The organism is Amycolatopsis sp. cmx-4-83, from assembly GCF_046548815.1.
Taxonomy (GTDB): Bacteria; Actinomycetota; Actinomycetes; order Mycobacteriales; family Pseudonocardiaceae; genus Amycolatopsis; species Amycolatopsis pretoriensis_A.
Genome location: NZ_JAEBEF010000005.1, coordinates 378,203 through 397,296 on the forward strand (window position 1 = coordinate 378,203; position 19,094 = coordinate 397,296).

Below are 19,094 nucleotides of genomic sequence, written 5' to 3' on the forward strand. Positions count from 1 at the left end.
GTGATCCGGCTCGCGCGCCCCGACGACCTGCCCGCTTTGATCGACGTCGAACGCGAGGCGGGCAGCCTCTTCCGCGACATCGGCATGACCGCGATCGCCGACGACGACCCCGGTTCGGTGGCGGAGCTGGCGGTGTACCAGGCCGACGGCCGTGCGTGGGTGAGCGTCGACGAGGACGACCGGCCGGTCGGCTACCTCGTCGCGGAGGTCGTCGACGGGCACGCGCACATCGAGCAGGTCTCGGTCCGCCCCGGCCACGCCCGGCGCGGACTGGGCCGCGCGCTCATCGACGCGCTCGCCGAGTGGGCCCTCGCGCGCGATCTTCCGGCGCTGACGCTCACGACGTTCGCGGCCGTGCCGTGGAACGCGCCCTACTACGAGCGGCTCCGGTTCCGGGTCATCCCGGACGGTGAAATCGGCGACGGACTGCGCGCGATCCGCGGTGCCGAGGCGGCCCGCGGCCTGGACGCCTGGCCGCGTGTCGCGATGATCCGACCGCTCTGACCTGGTCTTTTGCCCGTTCCTCCCCTACCCGGGGGATGCACTGGCGCACACAGTCGAACATGTGTTCTACTGTGCGGGCCGGTCCCGGAGGGGGAAGCTCCGCGGGCCGGCCCACAGACTTCGGGAGGTTGTTGTGGCGGTCAAGATCACCCACCTGACGAACGGCCAGCAGGTCCGCTTCGCCAACGCCGACGGCGCCCGCCGGTACGCCGAAATCATGGGCGGCGGCGTGGACAAGTGGCGCTTCACGGTCGTCCCCGAGGACCCGGCGTTGCGAAAAATGTCGGACTCGGTCGTTAACGTGCCCGTATGGCGCATGACTTCCAGGTAGTGGTGGATTCGGCCGACCCGCACGTGCAGGCCGGCTGGTGGGCCGAGACGCTCGGCTGGTCCGTCGAACCGACGGACGAAGGCTTCATCCGCGAGATGATCGCGAAGGGGTACGCGAAGGAGGAAGAAACCCGGACGTACCAGGGATCGCTGGTCTGGAAGGCGGGAGCGGCGATCCGGCACCCGGACTCGCCACCCGACGGTCCACCGCGGCGGATCCTGTTCCAGGAGGTCCCGGAGGGGAAGACGGTGAAGAACCGGGTCCACCTCGACGTCTGGGTCGGGGCGGACAACGTCGAGGCGACGCTGGAGAAGCTCACGGCCCGCGGGGCGACGTACCTGCACCGCGGGCGGCAGGGGCCGCACAGCTGGGTGACCGTGGCGGATCCCGAGGGGAACGAGTTCTGCGTTTCGTGAGTTAAGGCGTCGGCGGCGGGCCGGGGGGCCGCCGCCGACGCGAACTCAGCTCTGAGCGGCCAAGCGGTCCAGGGCCTTCGGCAACGCCGACGCCAGCAGGTCCAGCTCGGGCTCGGCCGCGATCAACGGCGGCGACACCGCGACCCCGCGCCCGAGGTTCCGCACGATCACACCCTCGTCCCGGCAGGCGCGCTGCAGCTTCACCGGGGCGCCCGGGTCGGCGTCCATCACCTCCGCCGTCAGCTCGACGGCGGCCAGGAAACCGAGCCCCGCGCGGATTTCGGCCACCAGCGGGTGCCCGCTGACGCTCGAAACCGCGTCGGCCAAGGGCTTTTCCAGCTCGCGGCCGCGGGGGATCAGGCCGTCGCGCTCGTAGATGTCCAGGGTCGCCAGGCCGGCCGCGCACGCCACCGGGTGGCCCGCGTACGTCGCGCCGTGGCGGAAGATCGGGGCGCCCGGCGCGCCGGTGAAGAAGGGTTCCGCCACCCGCGGGGCCACGATCAGCGCGCCCAGCGGGATGGTGCCGCCGGTGATGCCCTTCGCCGTCGTGATCATGTCGGGCCGGACGGCCCAGCGGTCGATGCCGAACCACGTGCCGAGCCGTCCCCAGGCCGCGATCACGCAGTCCGCGACGAACAGCACGTCGTGGCGGCGGCAGATCGCCGCGACCTCCTCGATGTACCCGTCCGGCGGCAGCAGCACGCCACCCGCGCCGATCACGGGTTCGCAGAAGAACGCCGCCACGCGCGACGCGCCGACGCGCTCGATCTCGGCCTCCAGCGCCGCCGCGCTGTCGAAGGGGACGTGCGAGAAGTCGGGCGGCTGCGGACCGAAACCGGCCGCGTTGGCCGGGATGCCGCCGACCGCGGTGCCGAAGCCGTGCGTGCCGTGGTACCCCTGCGCCCGCCCGATCACGTGCACCTTGTCCGGCCGCCCGGTGTGCGCGAAGTACGCGCGCGCCAGCTTGACGGCGGTGTCGATGACGTCCCCGCCACCCGAGCCGAAGAACACCTTCGAACCGGGCTCCGGTGCCAGCGCGGCAACGCGGTCCGCGAGGTCGATCGCCGGCTGGTTGGCGTTGTAGCCGAACAGGTTGTACGAGTCGAGCGTCCGCAACTGCGCCGCGACGGCGTCGGTGATTTCCGGGCGCCCGTGCCCGAAGTTCGCGTACCAGAGCGACGCGGTCGCGTCGAAGTACCGCCGGCCGCCGTCGTCCCAGACGTACGACCCCTCACCACGGGTGATGACCATCCGGTCACCGTCGACGGCGCCCATGTCGGCGAACGGGTGCCACAGGGCGTGCTGTGCTGACATCGGTCCTCCTCAGTCCTGCCCCCATCCCTACCAGGGCCGAGCGACGAGCGCGAACACTCCATCGTGCACAGTTCGCACTCCCGGACTGGCCGCGATGGCACCGCAACCCGCACCGGCGGTGCTCGGCTGCGTCGCGTGGTCCCGCCTGGGCGGCCGGAGCGGCGCTGACCCCGCTCAGCTTCCGGCTTCTCCGGGTCGCGGCGGTGCTCAGTCCAGGAACTCCGCGATCTCCTCCGCCGAGTACCCCAGCTCCGCGAGCACCTCCGCGGTGTGCTGCCCCAACGTCGGCGGCGCCGAAGAAGCCCGCGCCGGCGTATCGGACGCCTTCACCGGGAACCCCGTCCCCACGTACGTCCCCACCGTCGGGTGCGGCAGCCGCACCACCTGCTCGCGCGCGGCCGTCCACGGGTCCGCGTAGACGTCGTCGATCTCGTTGATCGGGGCCGCCGGGATGCCCGCCGCGTCGAAGGACTTCAGCCACTCCGCGGCCGTGCGCGTCAGCAGCACCGGCTCCAGCAAAGCGTTCAGCTCATCCCGGTGCGCGGCCCGTGCCGCGTTCGACGAAAACCGAGGGTCCGAAGCGATGTCCAGCGCCAGCACCCCGCAGAACGCGTGCCACAGCTTCTCGCTGCCCACCGCGATGATCAGCCAGCCGTCGGCCGCGTGGTAGGCCTGGTACGGGACGATGCTCGGGTGCGCCGACCCCATCCGGCGCGGGCGGGGTGCGTCGTAGAAGTGCGCTCCCGCCGCGTAGACGTGCCACGCCAGCTGACTGTCCAAAAGGGACACGTCGAGGTACTGCCCGCGACCGGTCGTGTGCCGCGCCTGCAACGCCATCAGCACGGCGATGATCGCCCACGTCCCCGCGTTCAGGTCCGCCACCGGCAGGCCGACCTTCGCCGGCGGCCCGTCCGGCTCGCCGGTCAGGGACATCACGCCGCCGAGGGCCTGGGCGACCAGGTCGTAGCCCGCGCGGTCGCGGTACGGCCCGGTCTGCCCGAAGCCGGTGATCGACACGTGGATCAGCCGCGGGTTCAGCTCGGCCAGCGCCGGGTAACCGAGTCCCCACTTCTCCAGCGTGCCCGGGCGGAAGTTCTCGACGAGCACGTCAGCGTCCGCGACCAGCCGCCGGACCGCGTCGCGGCCGCGGTCGCTCTTGAGGTCCAGGACGATCCCGCGCTTGTTCCGGTTCGCCGCCAGGTAGTAGACGGCTTCGTCGCCGACGAACGGCGGGCCCCAGCCGCGGGTGTCGTCGCCGTGGCCCGGGGGCTCGACCTTGACCACGTCCGCGCCCATCTCGCCGAGGTACTGGGTGCAGTAGGGGCCAACGAGGATGCGGGACAGGTCGACGACCTTGATCCCGTCGAGCGGGCGAAAACCTTCGGGCATCAACGGCTCCTCGTCGAGCTGGGCGGCCAGCCCCCTTTCTACCTCGCGCGCCCCGGGAAATGGATTACCTACTAACGGACGTAGACGACAGTCACTCCCGTCCTGTTGATTGTTGAGTGAGTCTGTGCAGAGTTGCGCACTCCTGGAGGGACTTATGCGTCGTCTTGTTGGAATGGCGGCCACGATAGCCGCCTGCACCACGGTCGTCACCGTCGTCCAAGCCACCCCCGCGGCCGCCGAACCCCAGTACTTCGCCGCCCAGCGCGTCGGCGAACGCCCGCCGATGGGCTGGAACAGCTGGAACAAGTTCGGCTGCGAGATCGACGAAAACCTCATCCGCGGCGCTGCCGACGCGCTGGTGTCGACCGGCATGAAGGACGCGGGCTACCAGTACGTCAACATCGACGACTGCTGGGCCGAACAGAACCGCACGGCCGACGGCAAGCTCGAGCCGAACCACGAGCGCTTCCCGCACGGCATCAAGGTGCTCGCCGACTACGTCCACGAAAAGGGCCTCAAGCTCGGCATCTACACCAGCGCGGGCACGCTTACCTGCCAGAAGACCATGCCCGGTGCCCTCGACCACGAAGAGGCCGACGCGCAGTCGTTCGCCGACTGGGGCGTCGACTACCTCAAGTACGACAACTGCAACAACCAGGGCCGCCCCGCGATCGAGCGCTACACGAAGATGGGCGACGCGATCAAGAAGACCGGCCGCCCGATGATCTACGCGCTCTGCGAATGGGGCGAGAACGACCCGTGGACCTGGGGCCGCGACGCCGGCGCGCAGCTGTGGCGGACCACCGGCGACATCAGCGACAACTGGGGCAGCCTGACCGGCATCCTCGACCAGCAGGTCGGCCTCGAGAAGTACGCGGGTCCCGGCGGCTGGAACGACCCGGACATGCTCGAAGTCGGCAACGGCGGCATGACCGACGCCGAGTACCGTGCGCACTTCTCGCTGTGGGCGCTGCTGAACGCGCCGCTGCTGGCCGGCAACGACCTGCCCGCGATGACCCCGGCCACCAAGGCGATCCTGGAGAACAAGGACGTCATCGCCCTCGACCAGGACTGGGCCGGCGTGCAGGGCCACAAGATCCGCGACGACGGCGACACCGAGGTCTGGGCGAAGCCGATGTCCGACGGCTCGGCCGCGGTCGTGCTGTTCAACCGCGGTTCCGCGAGCACCGCGATGACGACGACGGCGAAGGAGCTCGGCCTCGCCGGGCGCGGCTTCCGCGTCCGCGACCTCTGGAGCGGCACCGAAACCGAGACCGCGGGCACCCTCCGCGCCGCCGTCCCGTCCCACGGCTCGGCCACGTTCCGCGTCTGGCCGGAGAAGAAGCCGTCCGCCGCGCCGCTGACGACGCTCGCCCTGCCGAACCCGGAGTACGTGCCCGCCGACCGGCCGCTGACCACCACGCTGAAGGTCACCAACGACGGCAGCACGCCGGTCGCGCAGCTGCGCGCGAGCATCGCGACCCCCGCGGGCTGGCGGCTGCGCGGTCCCGGCGCGTTCACGGTGCCGATCGTGCCGCCGGGCAAGAGCTGGCAGCACGACGTCACGTTCGAGCCGGTCGCGCCGGCCGGCGAGCGCGTCACGCTCGCCGCGAAGGCGAGCTACCTTACGCTGTACGGCCGACGCAGCCTTACAGCGGAAGGCAGCTCGCCACTGGTCACGCGCCCGGCCACCGGAACGACGGCGTTGTCGAAGGCCGCGTGGATGTCGTCGGACAACGGCTGGGGCCCGGTCGAGCGCGGGACCAGCAACGGCGAGGCCGGAGCGGGCGACGGGCACCGGATCACCATCGCCGGCGTGGGCTACGACGACGGGATCGGCGCGCACGCCCCGTCGAGCGTGCGGATCTACGTCGGCGCCGCCTGCACGTCGGTCCGCGCGCTCGTCGGTCTGGACGACGAAAACTCCGGTGGCAGCGCGGGGTTCCGCATCCTCGGTGACGGCAAGGAGCTTGCCGCGACCGGCGTCCTGCACCCCGGGGACAAGGCGCAACCGCTCGACGCGCAGCTGTCCGGTGTCCAGGTGCTGGAGCTGGCCGTGACCGACGGCGGCGACGGCAACACCGACGACCACGCCGACTGGGCGAACGCCGCGATCACCTGCTGAGCAAGGAAATTCACGCACCACCCGCCGTCCCCGGTCACCCGGCCGGGGACGGCACTTCTCCCCTCATGCCCGGTTCGTCCCGGATGCACCCTGGAACTCTTGTCCGCACTCCTGGGGGAGGGAACCGTGCGAAGACTCGGTGTCCTGCTGCTCACAATCCTCGGTCTGGCCACGGCCGTCGCCGCGCCCGCGTCCGCCGGCGAACCCGTCATCGCCGCGACCCCGCCGATGGGGATTTCGTGGTCCCGCGGCTGGAACCAGTGCCCGCGGATCGACGACGCGAAGGTCCGCGCCGACGTCGACATGCTGGTCAGCACCGGCCTGCGCGATGCGGGCTACACCTACGTCACCATCGCCGGCTGCTGGGCGGCCAAGACGCGGGCCGCCGACGGCAGGCTGCAACCCGACCCCGCGAAGTACCCGGACCTGCCCGGTCTCATCGCGTACGTGCACGCCAACGGACTCAAGTTCGGGCTCTACAGCGGTACCGGCGCCCTGACCTGCGGCAGCGCGATGCCCGGCTCGCGCGACCACGAAGAACAGGACGCGCAGACGTTCGCGGCCTGGGGCGTCGACTACCTCGCGTACGACACGTGCGGCGGCGAGAACGGCGTCGCGGCGGCCGCCAAGAAGATGGGTGACGCGCTCAAGAACACCGGACGGCCGATCCTGCTCGCGATGATCGACACGTTCTCGAACAACTACCGCCAGTGGGAGTGGGCGCCCGGCGCCGGCGCGCACACCTGGCAGCTGACCAGCGACATGCCGGAGCCGCTGCCGATCGTGATGCAGGCGATCGACAAGCAGGTCCCGCTGGCCGGGCACACCGGTCCCGGCGGCTGGAGCGATCCCGGCTACCTCAACTTCAGCCTCCTCGACGTCGCGCCGCGGCGGACGCAGTTTTCGTTGTGGGCGCTGATGAACGCGCCGCTCATCCCCAACGAGTCGTTCCCGCTCGACACGATCGCCAACCGGGACGTGATCGCGGTCGACCAGGACTGGTCCGGCACGCCCGGCTACAAGGTCCGCGACCTGTCCGACGGCGAAGTCTGGGCGAAGCCGATGTCCGACGGCTCGGTCGCGGTGCTGCTGCTCAACCGCGGCTCGTACGCGCGGACGATCCCGTTCGACCTCGCCGAAACCGGCGTCGCGGCGGCGCCCGCCTACCGCGTCCGCGACCTCTGGGCCGGCACCGAACTGACCAGCACCGGCACGCTGCGCGCGTCCGTGCCCGCGCTGAGCAGCGTGTTCTTCCGCGCGTGGCCGGGGCAGCCGTCGACGGCCGATCCGCTGGTGACGCTGGGCGTGCAGCTGCCGGAGGGGTTCCTGGCGGGGCAGCAGGTCGACGGCACGGTCACGCTGACCAACGACGGCGACACCCCGATCACGGACGCGAGCTACGCGATCACCGTGCCCGCCGGGTGGCAGCTGGACGGGCCCGCGCAGGTCGACGTCCCGCGGGTCTCGCCGGGCAGCACGGTCACGCGTGAGATCACGCTGCGGCCGACCGCGGCTCCGGCGGCGAAGGTACTGGTCGGCGCGAGCGGCGGGTACACGAGCGCGCTCGGGACGCGCACCGCGACCGGTTCGGCCGAGGTACCGCTGGTGACCGCGCCGCCGGCCGGCACGACGTACCTGTCGACGCGGCCGTGGCTCTACTCGGAGAACGGCTCCGGTCCGGTGGAACGCGGCAGCGTCGCGAACGGGCGAGCGATGTCGGTCGGCGGCGTCGGTTACCAGCCGAACAGCGGGGTGGGCGTGCACTCGCCGTCGGTGATCCGGCTGTTCCTCGGCGGTGGGTGCAAGTCGTTCTCGGTCCAGTACGGCGTCGACGACGTCTCGAGCCCGCAGGCCACCGTCGCGTTCCGGGTCCTCGGCGACGGCCGCGAGCTGGCCGCGACGGGGGTCGTCCGGCCGGGCGCGAAGCCGGCGAAGCTGACGATCCCGGTCACCGGGATGCAGCAGCTGGCCATCGCGGTCGACGACGGCGGCGACGGCTCGGCCGGCGAGTACGCCGACTGGATCGCGCCGTACGTCACCTGCTGACCGCGCCCTCCAGGAGGACGACGGCCTGCGCGGTCCGCCGGTACAGCACGTACCGGCCGTCCCGGACCTTGCTGACGAGTCCGGCGCGGTGCAGCGCGCTCAGGTGGTAGGAGACGGTGCCCGGGCTGTACCCGGTCCGGGCGGCGAGGTCGGCGGTCGGCCGCGCGGTCTCGAGGTCGGCCAGCAGCGCCGCCCGGGCTGCGCCGACCACCGGCGCGAGCCGTCCGGGCGGCCGGTCCGCGCCCGTGCCGATCCCCTTCGCGGGGTAGCAGAGCACGACCTGGCCGGGAACGTCGACCTGGATGCTCATTCCGGGCCAGCTGAGCACGCCGGGGGCGAGGACCAGCTCGCGGCCGGCGACGTCGATCTCGCCGTCGAACGGCTTGGCGAGGGTGATCGCGTCGCCGGCCCAGCCGATGGCGGGGTGCAGCGACGCGAGCGCCGCGCCGACGCCGTGCGTGGCGATGGTCTGCGCGCGGTGGGCGATGTCCCGGTCGACGACCGCGTGCAGACCGGCCCAGTCGTCGCAGAGCACGTCACGCCAGAACCGCGCGAGGCCGCCGGCCAGCCGCCGGGGCATCGACCCCGACTCCACGACCCGGCGGGCCGCGATCGGCAGCGGCCGGTTCCAGTGGAACTGCGTGTACGCGAGGACCTGTTCTTCGAGGTCGTCCTGCGTGGTCGCCTCGATCCGCGCGATCTGCTCGTCGAGCAGGTCGGCAGGCCGGGCCGCCGTGCCCGGCTGCGGGGTGAGCAGGTCCGGCGTGTAGACCTCGCCGGGGCGTGGCAGCAGGTCCAGCAGCAGCGCGACGTCCGGGTGGGCGAGCGACGCGCGGGCGACCGGGCCGGGATCGCCGAACACGGGGTGGCGCCCGGCGTCGGCGGTGAGCTTCAGCCACGCCAGCGACTCCGCGGCGAGGGAGGGCGAAAACCGTGTCCTGGCCACCGTCTCGGCGTCGACCCGCAGCGTGAACACCGATCGACGGTAACAGGGGTCACGGCGGATTTGAACCGGCTCGAATCCTTTCCGGGGCGACCTTCCGCCGGGGTTGAGTGGGCTGGTGCTCCCTGGACGCGTGCTCGCCGCTGCCGTGGCCGCCGTGCTGCTCGCCGGCGCGCCGCCCGCTTCGGCAGGTCCTGCCCCGGCTGGGCACGCCAGGTGTTCCGTCGTCCGGACAGTCACCGTGCTCGGCTGGACGGCCGGTGCCGACGGGATCTACCGCGTCACGGCTCAGTACCGGCCGTACGCGCTCACGGTCGTCTTCCCCTACGAGCTCAGTTCCAGCAGCCTGGCTTCGGCGTCGCGCAGGTAGCGGTCGAGCGCGGCCGCGGCGGCGTCGAACCGGCCGCGGCGCAGGTCGCGCAGGATCCGCTCGTGGCAGTCCAGGAACGGCTCGTAGAACTCCCGCGTGTTCTCGTTGAGCACGAAGAAGAGCCGCGTCTCGGCGAGCACCTGGCGCATCGTCGCGGACAGCCGCTCGCTGCCCGCCAGGTCCGCCAGCGCCTGGTGGAAGTGGATGCTGGCGGTGCCGACCGCGGGCCAGTCCTCGGCTCCGGCGGCCCGGCGCCCGTCATCGAGTGCGCGTTCCAGGCCGGTCAAGTCCACAGTGGACAACTCAGCGGCGCGGCGCAGGGCACCGCACTCGGTGGCGCGGCGGACGACGTAGAGGTCCTCGATGTCGTCGGTGGTCAGTTCGCGCACGAACACCCCGCGGTTCAGCTCGTGCACGGCCAGCCGCTCGTGGGCCAGCAGCTGGAACGACTCGCGCAGTGTGTTGCGCGAGACGCCCAGCGCCGAGCTGATCACGGGCTCGGACAGGCGTTCGCCGGGGGCGAAGACGCCGTCGGTGATGTACTGGCGCAGGATCGCGGCGACCCGTTCGGCGGTGCCGCTGCGCACCAGGAGGTGCCGCTCACTCCCCAGCCCCGAGGCATCGACGGTCATGGCACCACCCCGACGCCGAGATCGAAGTCGAGGCTGTACCGGTTGCCCGGCATGGCACCCGCCGCCTTCGCGCCGTCGATCGGCAGGACGACGCCGTTGATGAACCTCGATTCGTCGCTCGCCAGGAAGACGACGGCCTTCGCGACCTCCCACGCCTCGCCGACGCGCGCCGCGGGCGTGCTCGCGACCAGCTGGTGCTGCTTGGTTTCGAACTCCTCCGCCGAGTTCAGGGTGCTGCGCAGCATGTCGGTGTCGATCGCGCCCGGGTTCACCGTGTTGGCCCGGATGCCCTGGTGCGCGTGGGCGACGGCGATCGACTTCGTGAGCCCGACCAGCGCGTGCTTGGTGGCGTTGTAGACCGGGTCGCCCGGGCGGCCCATCACGCCGCCGTTGGACGACGTCGTGACGATGCTGCCGGCCCGCTGCGCGATCATGTGCGGCAGCACGGCCCGGGTGCCGAGGAAAGCGGCGCGGACGTTGAGCGCGAAGATGTCGTCGAACTCCGCCAGGGTGGTGTCGACGAGCGGCTTGCCGAGGTGGATGCCGACGTTGTTGAACAGCACGTCGATGCGGCCCGCCTCGGCGATGACGCCGTCGACGAACGCGGCCACGGCGTCCTCGTCGGTGGCGTCCACTGTGGAGTGCCGGTACCCGTCGATCTCCTCCGCGGGCTCGCGGATGTCGGAGGCGTACACGGTCGCGCCCTCGGCGAGGAACTCCTTGACCGTCGCGAGGCCGATGCCCCGCGCGCCGCCGAAGACGACCGCCACCTTGCCGGCCAACCGACCCATGTCACTTCCCCGCTCTCAGTCGTGCTGTCTGCTCTTCGTCCACCGCGTAGTCCGCCGGCAGCCGGACGAGCGCGTCCGGCTCGCCGAGGTACCGCACTTCGACGCCGTACACCTCTCGCGCCGCCGTCACCGAGACGTACCCCTCGACGACGTCGGCGAGGACCGCCGCCACCGGCCGTTCGCGCGGCGGCCCGTAACCGCCACCGCCCGGCAGCGTGACGTCCACAATAGACTCGGGTGCCAGTGTCACCCGGCTTTTCGCGGGCAGGTCGGCGCCTTCGCGCAAACCGAACCGTCCGGGTGCCCCGGCACCCGCGCCGTCCACTCCGGACGCGGCGGCCCGCACGCGGTCGACGTTCCCGTTCACGCTCCAGGAATCCCCGCCGCGTGCCCCCATCGTGGTCACCTGTCCGAGTCCGCCGCGCCACCGTCCGGCGCCACCCGAATCCACGCGCAGTTCGCGGGAGAACTGGACCAGCGGCGCCATCGTCTCGATGACTTCGGTCGGCGTCGACCGCAGGCCGCTGGGAAATCCCGTGGTGCTGAGCCCGTCCTTGTCCACCCGGGCGCCCATGCCGCCGGTCTGGAAGACGTTGAGCATGAAACCGGGACCACGCCAGATGGTCATCCACAGCGCGTCCGCGCTCGGCGCGATCGCGGCCCCGGGCAACGCGCCGATCAGCAGCGACGGCAGGAAGTGGCCGATCAGGTGCCGCGACGCGACCGGCGCGGGCGGCAGGCAGTTCAGTACGGAACCCTCGGGCGCGGTGACGTGCACCGGCCGGAACGACCCGGCGTTGTGCGGCACTTCCGGCGAGATCGCCGCTTTGACCGCGAAGGACGCGTAGGCGCGCGTGTAGTTCAGCACGACGTTGATCCCGCGCCGGCTCTGCGGCGACGAACCCGCGAAGTCGAGGTGGATCTCGTCGTCGTCCACAGTGGCCGTGACGCGCAGGACGACTTCTTCGTCGTCGAAGCCGTCGGTGGCGATTTCGTTGGTGTAGACGCCGTCCGGCAGTTCCCGCAGCGCGTCCCGCAGGGCTTTCTCGGACCGGTTCATGAGCTCGGCGGCGATGGCGTCGAGGGAGTCGAGGCCGAACTCGGCCAGCAGCTCCAGCAGGCTGGCCGCGCCGACCTCGTTGCCGGTGACCTGCGCGTACAGGTCGCCGATGGTCTCCTCCGGCGTCCGCACGTTGGCACGGATCAGCCGTTCCACGTCGGCGTTGACCTCGCCCGCGCGCAGGAACTTCAGGATCGGCAGCCGGAGGCCCTCTTCGAAGACTTCGTGCGCTTCGGCGGACACCAGCCGCCCGCCGATGTCGGGCGCGTGGCAGCAGGACGCGAACCAGGCCACCAGCCGGCCGTCGCGGAACACCGGCGTCGCCACCGTGATGTCGTTGATCTGCCCGGCGGTCTGCCACGGGTCGTTGGTGAGCAGGACGTCGCCGGGTTCGAGAGTCTCCGGCGCGTACGCCGCGACGAAGTGGTGCATGCCGGTCGCCATCGCGTTGATGTGCCCCGGCGTGCCGCCGACGGACTGGCCGATCATCTCGCCGCGCGAGTCGAACACCGCGCAGGCCAGGTCGAGCGATTCCCGCACGACGGCGGAGAAAGCCGTGTTGACGAGCGCGTTCTGCTGTTCGGCGAGGATCGAGTGCAGGCGGTTGCCGAACAACCCGACCAGGATGGGATCGACGGTCACACCGTCACCTCCAAGGCGGCGTCTTCCCGGACGACGCAGTGCGCGCCGGGCGGGACGACCACAGTGGACTCGCGTTCCTCGACGATGGCCGGTCCGTCGATCCGCGTGCCGGGTCCGAGCCGGTACCGGTCGAAGATCGCCGTGTCGGCAAATCCACCGGCGGCGGGGAAGTACGCCTTGCGGGTGCCCTTGCGCGCGTCCCCCTCGGCGGCTTGCACGGCCAGCCGCAGCGTGACGTCCGGGGCGGGACCGCTCGAGACGACCCGCCAGTTCAGCACCTCGACGCCGACCTCGGGCCCGGTCCGCCGGTAGAGCGCGCGGTAGGTCCCGGTGAAGTCGCCGATCAGGGTGCCGGGCCAGCTGCCGCCGCGCACCGGGACGCGGATCTCGTAGCCCTGCCCGGCGTAGCGCATCTCGGCGATCCGGCGGTGGGTCACGTCCGCGACCCCGGACTTCGCCAGCAGCGCTTCGCCCTCGGCCTCCATCTCGGCGAACAGCGCGTCGACCTGTTCCCAGGCGAGGTCGTGCACGGCCGCGCGTGCCGAGCGCACGAAGTCGAACGCGAGCGGCGCGGTGAGGAACCCGGCCGCGCTGAGCACGCCCGCGGCGGGCGGCGCGACGACCGACGGCGCCCCGAGCGCCCGCGCGACCCCGGCGCCGTGCACCGGGCCCGCGCCGCCGAAGGTGTACATCGGCAGCTTCGCGGGGTCGTGCCCGCGCTCGACGGCGTGCACGCGCGCGGCGTTGGCCATGTCTTCGTTGACGCTCGTGTGGATGCCCCAGGCCGCCTCTTCGACGCTCACCCCGAGCGGATCGGCGATCTTCTCCCGGAGCACCGCCCTCGCGGTCTCGGCGTCCAGGCGCATGCCGCCGCCGAGGAAGTAGCCCGGGTCGAGGTAGCCGAGCACCAGGTCGGCGTCGGTGACCGTGGGCTCGGTGCCGCCGCGGCCGTAGCAGACCGGACCGGGCTCGGACCCCGCCGAGCCGGGCCCGACGGTCAGGAGTCCCAGCGCGTCGATCCGCGCGATCGACCCGCCGCCGACGCCGATCTCGATCATGTCCGTGACCGGCACCTGCACCGGCAGCCCGGACCCGGGCAGCAGCCGGTACTTGCGGTCCACCTCGAACTGGTGCGTGACCAGCGGCGCGCCGCCCGCGATCAGGCACAGCTTCGCCGTCGTGCCGCCCATGTCGAAGGCCAGCAGGTCGGCCGGCCCGACCGCGGCCGCCGCGAGCGCCCCGCCCGCCGGCCCGGACTCCAGGATGCGGATCGGGTACCGGGCCGCGGTGCCGACGGTCGCCAGGCCGCCGTTGGACAGCATGATGTGCGGCGCGCGCGTGATCCCGAGCCGCCGCAACCGGCGTTCGAGGTCGCGGAGGTAGCGCTCGGTGAGGTCCTGGACGTAGACGTTCGCGACGGTCGTCGACGCGCGCTCGAACTCGCGGATCTCGGGAACGACGTCGGCGGAGAGCGCGACCCTGAGCTCCGGCGCGACCTCGGCGAGCAGCTCCGCGACCCGCCGTTCGTGCACGGGGTTCGTGAACGCGTGCAGGAAGCAGACCGCGACGGCTTCGACCCCGCGCGCGTGCAGCTCCCGCCCCAGCCTTACAACGTAAGCCTCGTCGAGTGCGGTCCGGACGGATCCGTCCGCGAGGATCCGCTCCGGGACGTCGAACCGCAGGTGCCGCGGAACCAGCGGCGCGGGCAGCTCGAGGTGCAGGTCGTACAGCTCGTACCGGTGCTCGCGGCGCATCTCCAGGACGTCGCGGAAGCCGGCGGTGGCGAGCAGCGCGGTGCGCGAGCCCGTGCGCTCGATCAGCGCGTTGGTCACCAGCGTCGTCCCGTGCACCACCTGCTCCACGTCGGGAGCGGTGATCCCGGCGTCCGCGAGCAGCGCGGCCAGGCCTTCTTCGACGGCGCGCGCGGGCTCGTCGTGCGTGGTCAGGACCTTGCCGACGGCGACGATCCCGGAGTCGTCGAGCGCGCAGAGATCGGTGAACGTGCCGCCGATGTCGACGCCGATCCTCATGTCCGGTACCACCGCGGAGACGTGTTCAGCGGCGGCTTCAGCTTGGCCTTCACCACCAGGACGTTCGGCTCGTCCGACTCGACGAACTCGCCGAGCAGCCGCCGGAACGCGCGCCCGAACCCGGACACGCGGTCCGCGTGTACGCCGAAGGACCGCGCGAGACCGACGAAGTCCGGGCTGTCCCAGTCGACCCCGCGGTGCGGCACGCCCTCGCGGTCCTGGTCGTAGCGCAGCATCCCGTAACCGCCGTCGTCGACGAGCACGACGGTGACCGGCAGCTGCTCCTGCGCGAGCGTCGCGAGGTCGCCGCAGCCGTAGAGGAACCCGCCGTCACCGGTGATGCAGATGGCGCGCCCGACGCCGGCCGCCGCCGCGCCGAGCGACGAGGGGAAGCCGTAGCCGAGCGTCCCCCAGCCCATCGGGTAGGCGAGCTTGCGCGGCGCCCGCACGCGGTGGAAGCCGCCGACCCAGTACCCGGCGACGCACATGTCCGACACCAGCACGGCGTCGGACGGCAGCACTTCGTCCAAAGTGGACAGGAAGTCGTAGGCCTGCGGCTCCTCGTCGCGGATCCGCTGGCGCACCCGGCGGCCGATGCCGGCCAGCCGCAGCGTGATGTCGTCGAGCCCCGGCCGCTGCTTCGGCAGCAGCCGCTCGACGATCGACCGCGCGTCGCCGACCAGCGTCAGGTCCGGTTCGTAGTTCTTCGCGGCGTCGTCGGCGTCGACGTTGACCGCGATCAGCTGGGGCGGCTTCGGCATCTGCCAGTTCTGCGTCATCAGCCCGTCGAAGTCGGTGCCGATGGCGAGCACGACGTCGGCCTCGTCCCACAGCTCGCCGACCTCCGGCGTGTGCACGGGGTTCGGCGCCAGGCACGGGTGGTCCAGCGGCAGCAGCCCGCGCGCGGCGAAGGTGGTGATCACGGGCGCGGCGAGCTTCTCCGCGAGTACCCCGATCGCGTCGCCGGCGCCCGATCGCAGCGCGCCACCGCCGGCCCAGATCAGCGGCTGCCGCGCGTCGGACAACATCGTCTCGGCCCGCGCGAGGTCCGGGACGTCGACGTCGGGCTTGCGGTGCGGCGCGGGCGGCCGCCGGTGCGGGACGGTCTCGCGCAGGTAGTCGGTCGGCACGCCGAGGTAGACGGGACCGCTCTGCGGCTGCAGCGCGAGCCGCGCCGCGCGGTGCACGGTGGTGCCGATCTGGTCGGCGGCCCGCACGGTGAAGCCGCCCTTGGTGACCGGCGCGAACATCGCCTGCTGGTCCGAGGTCTCGTGCAGCACGCCGCGGACGACGCCGGGACGCCGCAGTGTCGACGGGATGTCGGTGGCGATGACGAGCACCGGAGCCGCAGAAGCCATCGCTTCGCCGACCGCGCCGAGGGTGTTCGCAGCACCCGGACCGGTGGTCACGAGCGCGACGCCGAGCTTCCCGGTCGCGCGCGCGTACCCGTCGGCGGCGTAGCCCGCGGTCTGTTCGTGGCGCACCCCGACGAGCTTGATGCGGGTCTCGGACAGCGCCTCCCACAACGGCAGGTTGTGCACGCCCGGGAGGCCGAAGACGATCTCCGTTCCGAGCGCTTCAAGCGCGTCCACCAGCTCCCGAGCACCACTCACAGCCACGGCGCGGATACTGCCAGATCGTTGAACGATCTGGCAATCGACCCCTAGACGATGTTGTGCTCCGCCGGTGCGGTATCGGCGTTCCCGAACCGCCGCACGTCCAGCTCCGCGATGTCCACCGCGGTCGGTCGCCCCAGGTAGAGGTCCCGGATCAGCTCGCCGGCCGCCGGGCCCATCTGGAAGCCGTGCCCGGAGAAACCGGTCGCGTAGAGGAACCGCGAAAGCAGGACGCTTTCCCCCACGATCTGGTTGCGGTCGGGCGTCACTTCGTACAACCCGGCCCACGCCGTGCGGATGTCCGCGTCGAGCACGGCCGGGATCCGCCGCCCCGCGACCTCGGCCAGCCGCGGCAGCCACTCGCCGGCCTCGTAGTGCGTGTCGAACCCGGGGACGCCGTCGTCCTCGCAAACGGACATCGCCAGACCTGCACCTTCGCGGTGGAAGTAGAACGCCGACGGAAGTTCGATGGTCAGCGGAAGCGATTCCGGTAGCCCGCGCACCGGTCCGGTGAACACAACCTGCCGCCGGAACGGCCGCACCGGCAGGTCCAGACCGGCGAGTTCACCGACCCGCCCCGACCACGCGCCCGCCGCGCAGACCACCGCTCCGGTCCGCACGAACCCCGCGCTCGTGCGGACGCCGGTCAGGACGGTACCGTCCCGTTCGATCCCGATCACCTCAACGCCGGTCCGCAGCTCCGCACCGCACGCCTGCGCGGCCCTCGCGTAGCCCTGGACAACGGCGTCCGGCGTGGCTTTCGCGTCGTCGGGAGACCAGAGCGCGGCGAGGATCCCGTCCGTCTCGAGCAGTGGGAGCACGCGCTTCGCTTCCGCGGGGTCCAGCAGGTGGCTGCGGACGCCGTACTCCCGTTGCAGCTCCGCGCAATGTCCGATTGCGGTGACGTCCGCGGGGTCGGTGAGCAGGTACAGGTAACCGTCCCGGCGGAAGTCGATCTCGACGCCGAAGTCGCGCGAGAAAGCGCTGTACGCGGCGAGCCCGCGCAGCCCGAGCTCGACGTTCACGCGGCTGGTGAACGACGACCGGATGCCGCCCGCGGCCTTCGCCGTAGAACCCTCGCCGAGCCCGTCGCGCTCCAGCAACAGGACGTCGACGCCGGCTTCCGCCAAGCGGAACGCGCAGCTCACACCGATCACACCGCCGCCGATCACGACGCACTCGGCCATCGGTGGCAGGGACGTTTCCCCCGAGCCGCGGACGGTCATACTCGCCAATGTAGAACGTGATCCACCCACGGCGGCCGAGCGCGTACAGTCGGCGTGCCGAGTGCGGAAGGTGATGTCCCATGGCGATGATGCCCGTGACCGACTCGATGTTCCTCCTCGTCGAAACGCGCGAGCATCCGATGCACGTGGGCGGTCTGCAGCTGTTCAAGAAACCGGACGGCGCCGGCCCGGACTACCTCCGCGACGTCCGCCGCACTCTGCTCGAGTCCGACAACATGCGCTCGGTGTTCCGGCGCCGCCCGGCCCGTCCGGTCAACACGATGGGCCACGTGGCCTGGTCGACCGACGCCGAGCTCGAACTCGACTACCACTTCCGGCACTCCGCGCTCCCGCAACCGGGCCGCGTCCGCGAACTGCTGGAACTCACCAGCCGCTGGCACAGCACCCTGCTCGACCGGCACCGGCCGCTCTGGGAGACCCACCTCATCGAGGGTCTCGCCGACGGCCGGTTCGCCGTCTACACCAAGGTCCACCACGCCCTGATGGACGGCGTCTCCGCGTTGCGCCAGCTGCAGAGCACGCTCTCGGACAACCCCGCGGACCTGGATTGCCCGCCGTGGTGGGGCAGCCGGCGCAAGCCCGGCGAAGGCCGCGTCAAGCGCCCGCGGTCGTTCCTCCAGACCGCGGGCAAGACCGCCAACCAGCTCGCGAGCCTGGCCCCGGCCGCGATGAAGGTCGCACGCGAAGCGTTCGGTGAACACACGTTAACGCTGCCCGGACAGGCGCCGCGGACGATGCTCAACGTGCCGATCGGCGGCGCGCGCCGGTTCGCGGCGCAGTCGTGGTCGCTCGAGCGCGTCCGGAAGGTCGCCACCGCGGGCGGCGTCTCGCGCAACGACGTCGTGCTCGCGATGTGCTCGGGCGCGCTGCGGGACTACCTCATCGAGCAGCGCGCGCTGCCGGACGCGCCGCTCGTCGCGATGGTGCCGGTGTCGCTGCGCCGCCAGAACGACCCCGGCGAAGCGGCGGGCAACAACATCGGCGCGCTGCTCTGCAACCTCGCTACCGACTTGCCGGACGCAGGCAAGCGGCTCGTCACGATCCACCAGTCGATGCGCAACGGCAAGCGGCTGTTCTCGGAGCTGACGCCGTTGCAGACACTGCTGTTGTCCGCGGTCAACGTCGCGCAGCTCGGCGTCTCGCCGATCCCGGGCATCGTGAACAACACGCGGCCGCCGTTCAACCTGGTGATCTCGAACGTGCCCGGCCCGCGCAAGCAGATGTACTGGAACGGCGCCCAGCTCGACGGCATCTACCCGGCGTCGGTGCTGCTCGACGGCCAGGCCGTGAACATCACGCTGACCAGCAACGGCGACAACCTCGATTTCGGCGTCACGGGCTGCCGCCGCAGCGTGCCGCACCTGCAGCGGATCCTGACGCACCTCGACACCGCGCTGGTCGAACTGGAAGCGGCGGTCCGGTAGCCCGCTGATCGGCACCGCACTGCGCCATCGGAAGGAAACATTCCCAGCCTCCCGGCCAAACCCTGGCCAGCCGGCTCGCCGTGCTCTTACCGTGACGGCGATCAGTTCCCGGGAGAGGAGCAGGAAATGACCGAGGTGTGGACGACTCCCGACTTCGTCGAATACGAAACCCCCATGGAGGTCACCGCCTACGCGGCCCGCATGGCGGACTGAC

The 19,094-nt window shown here is 71.6% G+C and carries 17 protein-coding genes; 8 read left to right on the forward strand and 9 right to left on the reverse strand.

Annotated features, from left to right (window positions below; translation table 11 throughout):
* From ACLJQM_RS17625 to ACLJQM_RS17635, 3 genes are all read left to right on the forward strand, one after another.
* Entirely contained in the window at window positions 1-504 is a 504-nt protein-coding gene (locus ACLJQM_RS17625) for a GNAT family N-acetyltransferase (RefSeq protein WP_360765365.1), read from the forward strand.
* 133 nt (window positions 505-637) lie between these two features.
* Complete coding sequence (locus ACLJQM_RS17630; protein WP_072476601.1) at window positions 638-835, forward strand: hypothetical protein; 198 nt, start codon at window positions 638-640, stop codon at window positions 833-835.
* Window positions 814-1,251 (forward strand): VOC family protein, encoded by a 438-nt coding sequence (locus ACLJQM_RS17635; RefSeq protein WP_247019064.1) that lies wholly within the window; start codon window positions 814-816, stop codon window positions 1,249-1,251. Before ACLJQM_RS17630 ends, ACLJQM_RS17635 begins: the two co-directional genes overlap by 22 nt.
* 45 nt (window positions 1,252-1,296) lie before the next feature.
* Here ACLJQM_RS17635 and ACLJQM_RS17640 read toward each other — a convergent pair whose 3' ends face one another.
* Both ACLJQM_RS17640 and ACLJQM_RS17645 read right to left on the reverse strand, forming a co-directional pair.
* Window positions 1,297-2,565, reverse strand: a complete 1,269-nt coding sequence (locus ACLJQM_RS17640) for an aspartate aminotransferase family protein (RefSeq protein ID WP_360765359.1) — start codon at window positions 2,563-2,565, stop codon at window positions 1,297-1,299.
* 207 nt (window positions 2,566-2,772) lie between these two features.
* Window positions 2,773-3,954, reverse strand: a complete 1,182-nt coding sequence (locus tag ACLJQM_RS17645; RefSeq protein WP_410632042.1) for a CaiB/BaiF CoA transferase family protein — start codon at window positions 3,952-3,954, stop codon at window positions 2,773-2,775.
* A gap of 172 nt (window positions 3,955-4,126) precedes the next feature.
* Between ACLJQM_RS17645 and ACLJQM_RS17650 the strand changes: the two genes are divergently transcribed.
* Window positions 4,127-6,079 (forward strand): NPCBM/NEW2 domain-containing protein, encoded by a 1,953-nt coding sequence (locus ACLJQM_RS17650; RefSeq protein ID WP_410632043.1) that lies wholly within the window; start codon window positions 4,127-4,129, stop codon window positions 6,077-6,079.
* 126 nt (window positions 6,080-6,205) lie between these two features.
* Entirely contained in the window at window positions 6,206-8,125 is a 1,920-nt protein-coding gene (locus ACLJQM_RS17655; protein ID WP_410632044.1) for an NPCBM/NEW2 domain-containing protein, read from the forward strand.
* Here the strand turns inward: ACLJQM_RS17655 and ACLJQM_RS17660 are convergent.
* The gene (locus ACLJQM_RS17660) at window positions 8,115-9,101 is read right to left on the reverse strand and encodes an ArsR/SmtB family transcription factor (protein WP_360765349.1); all 987 of its coding nucleotides are present in this window, start codon (window positions 9,099-9,101) and stop codon (window positions 8,115-8,117) included. The two genes, ACLJQM_RS17655 and ACLJQM_RS17660, sit on opposite strands and share 11 nt — an antisense overlap.
* An 85-nt stretch (window positions 9,102-9,186) precedes the next feature.
* Between ACLJQM_RS17660 and ACLJQM_RS17665 the strand changes: the two genes are divergently transcribed.
* Entirely contained in the window at window positions 9,187-9,438 is a 252-nt protein-coding gene (locus ACLJQM_RS17665) for a hypothetical protein (RefSeq protein ID WP_410632045.1), read from the forward strand.
* Here ACLJQM_RS17665 and ACLJQM_RS17670 read toward each other — a convergent pair.
* The 6 genes from ACLJQM_RS17670 to ACLJQM_RS17695 are packed head-to-tail and all read right to left on the reverse strand — an operon-like array spanning window position 9,393 to window position 17,435.
* Window positions 9,393-10,070 carry a GntR family transcriptional regulator gene (locus ACLJQM_RS17670; RefSeq protein WP_247019048.1) on the reverse strand — a complete coding sequence of 226 codons (678 nt, stop codon included), beginning with the start codon at window positions 10,068-10,070 and terminating at the stop codon, window positions 9,393-9,395. The genes ACLJQM_RS17665 and ACLJQM_RS17670 overlap by 46 nt on opposite strands.
* Window positions 10,067-10,861: an SDR family NAD(P)-dependent oxidoreductase gene (locus ACLJQM_RS17675; RefSeq protein ID WP_410632046.1), complete on the reverse strand. Its 795-nt coding sequence runs from the start codon at window positions 10,859-10,861 to the stop codon at window positions 10,067-10,069. The genes ACLJQM_RS17670 and ACLJQM_RS17675 overlap by 4 nt, the downstream gene beginning before the upstream one ends.
* A 1-nt stretch (window position 10,862) precedes the next feature.
* Window positions 10,863-12,563, reverse strand: a complete 1,701-nt coding sequence (locus ACLJQM_RS17680; protein ID WP_410632047.1) for a hydantoinase B/oxoprolinase family protein — start codon at window positions 12,561-12,563, stop codon at window positions 10,863-10,865.
* Window positions 12,560-14,593: a hydantoinase/oxoprolinase family protein gene (locus ACLJQM_RS17685; protein WP_410632048.1), complete on the reverse strand. Its 2,034-nt coding sequence runs from the start codon at window positions 14,591-14,593 to the stop codon at window positions 12,560-12,562. Before ACLJQM_RS17685 ends, ACLJQM_RS17680 begins: the two co-directional genes overlap by 4 nt.
* Window positions 14,590-16,212, reverse strand: coding sequence for a thiamine pyrophosphate-binding protein (locus ACLJQM_RS17690; protein WP_410632049.1), 1,623 nt, complete (start codon window positions 16,210-16,212; stop codon window positions 14,590-14,592). Before ACLJQM_RS17690 ends, ACLJQM_RS17685 begins: the two co-directional genes overlap by 4 nt.
* Window positions 16,213-16,256: 44 nt before the next feature.
* The gene (locus ACLJQM_RS17695; protein ID WP_410632050.1) at window positions 16,257-17,435 is read right to left on the reverse strand and encodes an NAD(P)/FAD-dependent oxidoreductase; all 1,179 of its coding nucleotides are present in this window, start codon (window positions 17,433-17,435) and stop codon (window positions 16,257-16,259) included.
* A gap of 80 nt (window positions 17,436-17,515) precedes the next feature.
* On the opposite strand from ACLJQM_RS17695, the gene ACLJQM_RS17700 reads away from it, so the two are divergent.
* Complete coding sequence (locus tag ACLJQM_RS17700) at window positions 17,516-18,880, forward strand: WS/DGAT/MGAT family O-acyltransferase (RefSeq protein WP_410632051.1); 1,365 nt, start codon at window positions 17,516-17,518, stop codon at window positions 18,878-18,880.
* A 126-nt stretch (window positions 18,881-19,006) separates the two neighbouring features.
* Entirely contained in the window at window positions 19,007-19,093 is an 87-nt protein-coding gene (gene pqqA, locus ACLJQM_RS17705; protein WP_086864059.1) for a pyrroloquinoline quinone precursor peptide PqqA, read from the forward strand.
* Window position 19,094: the final 1 nt, after the last annotated feature.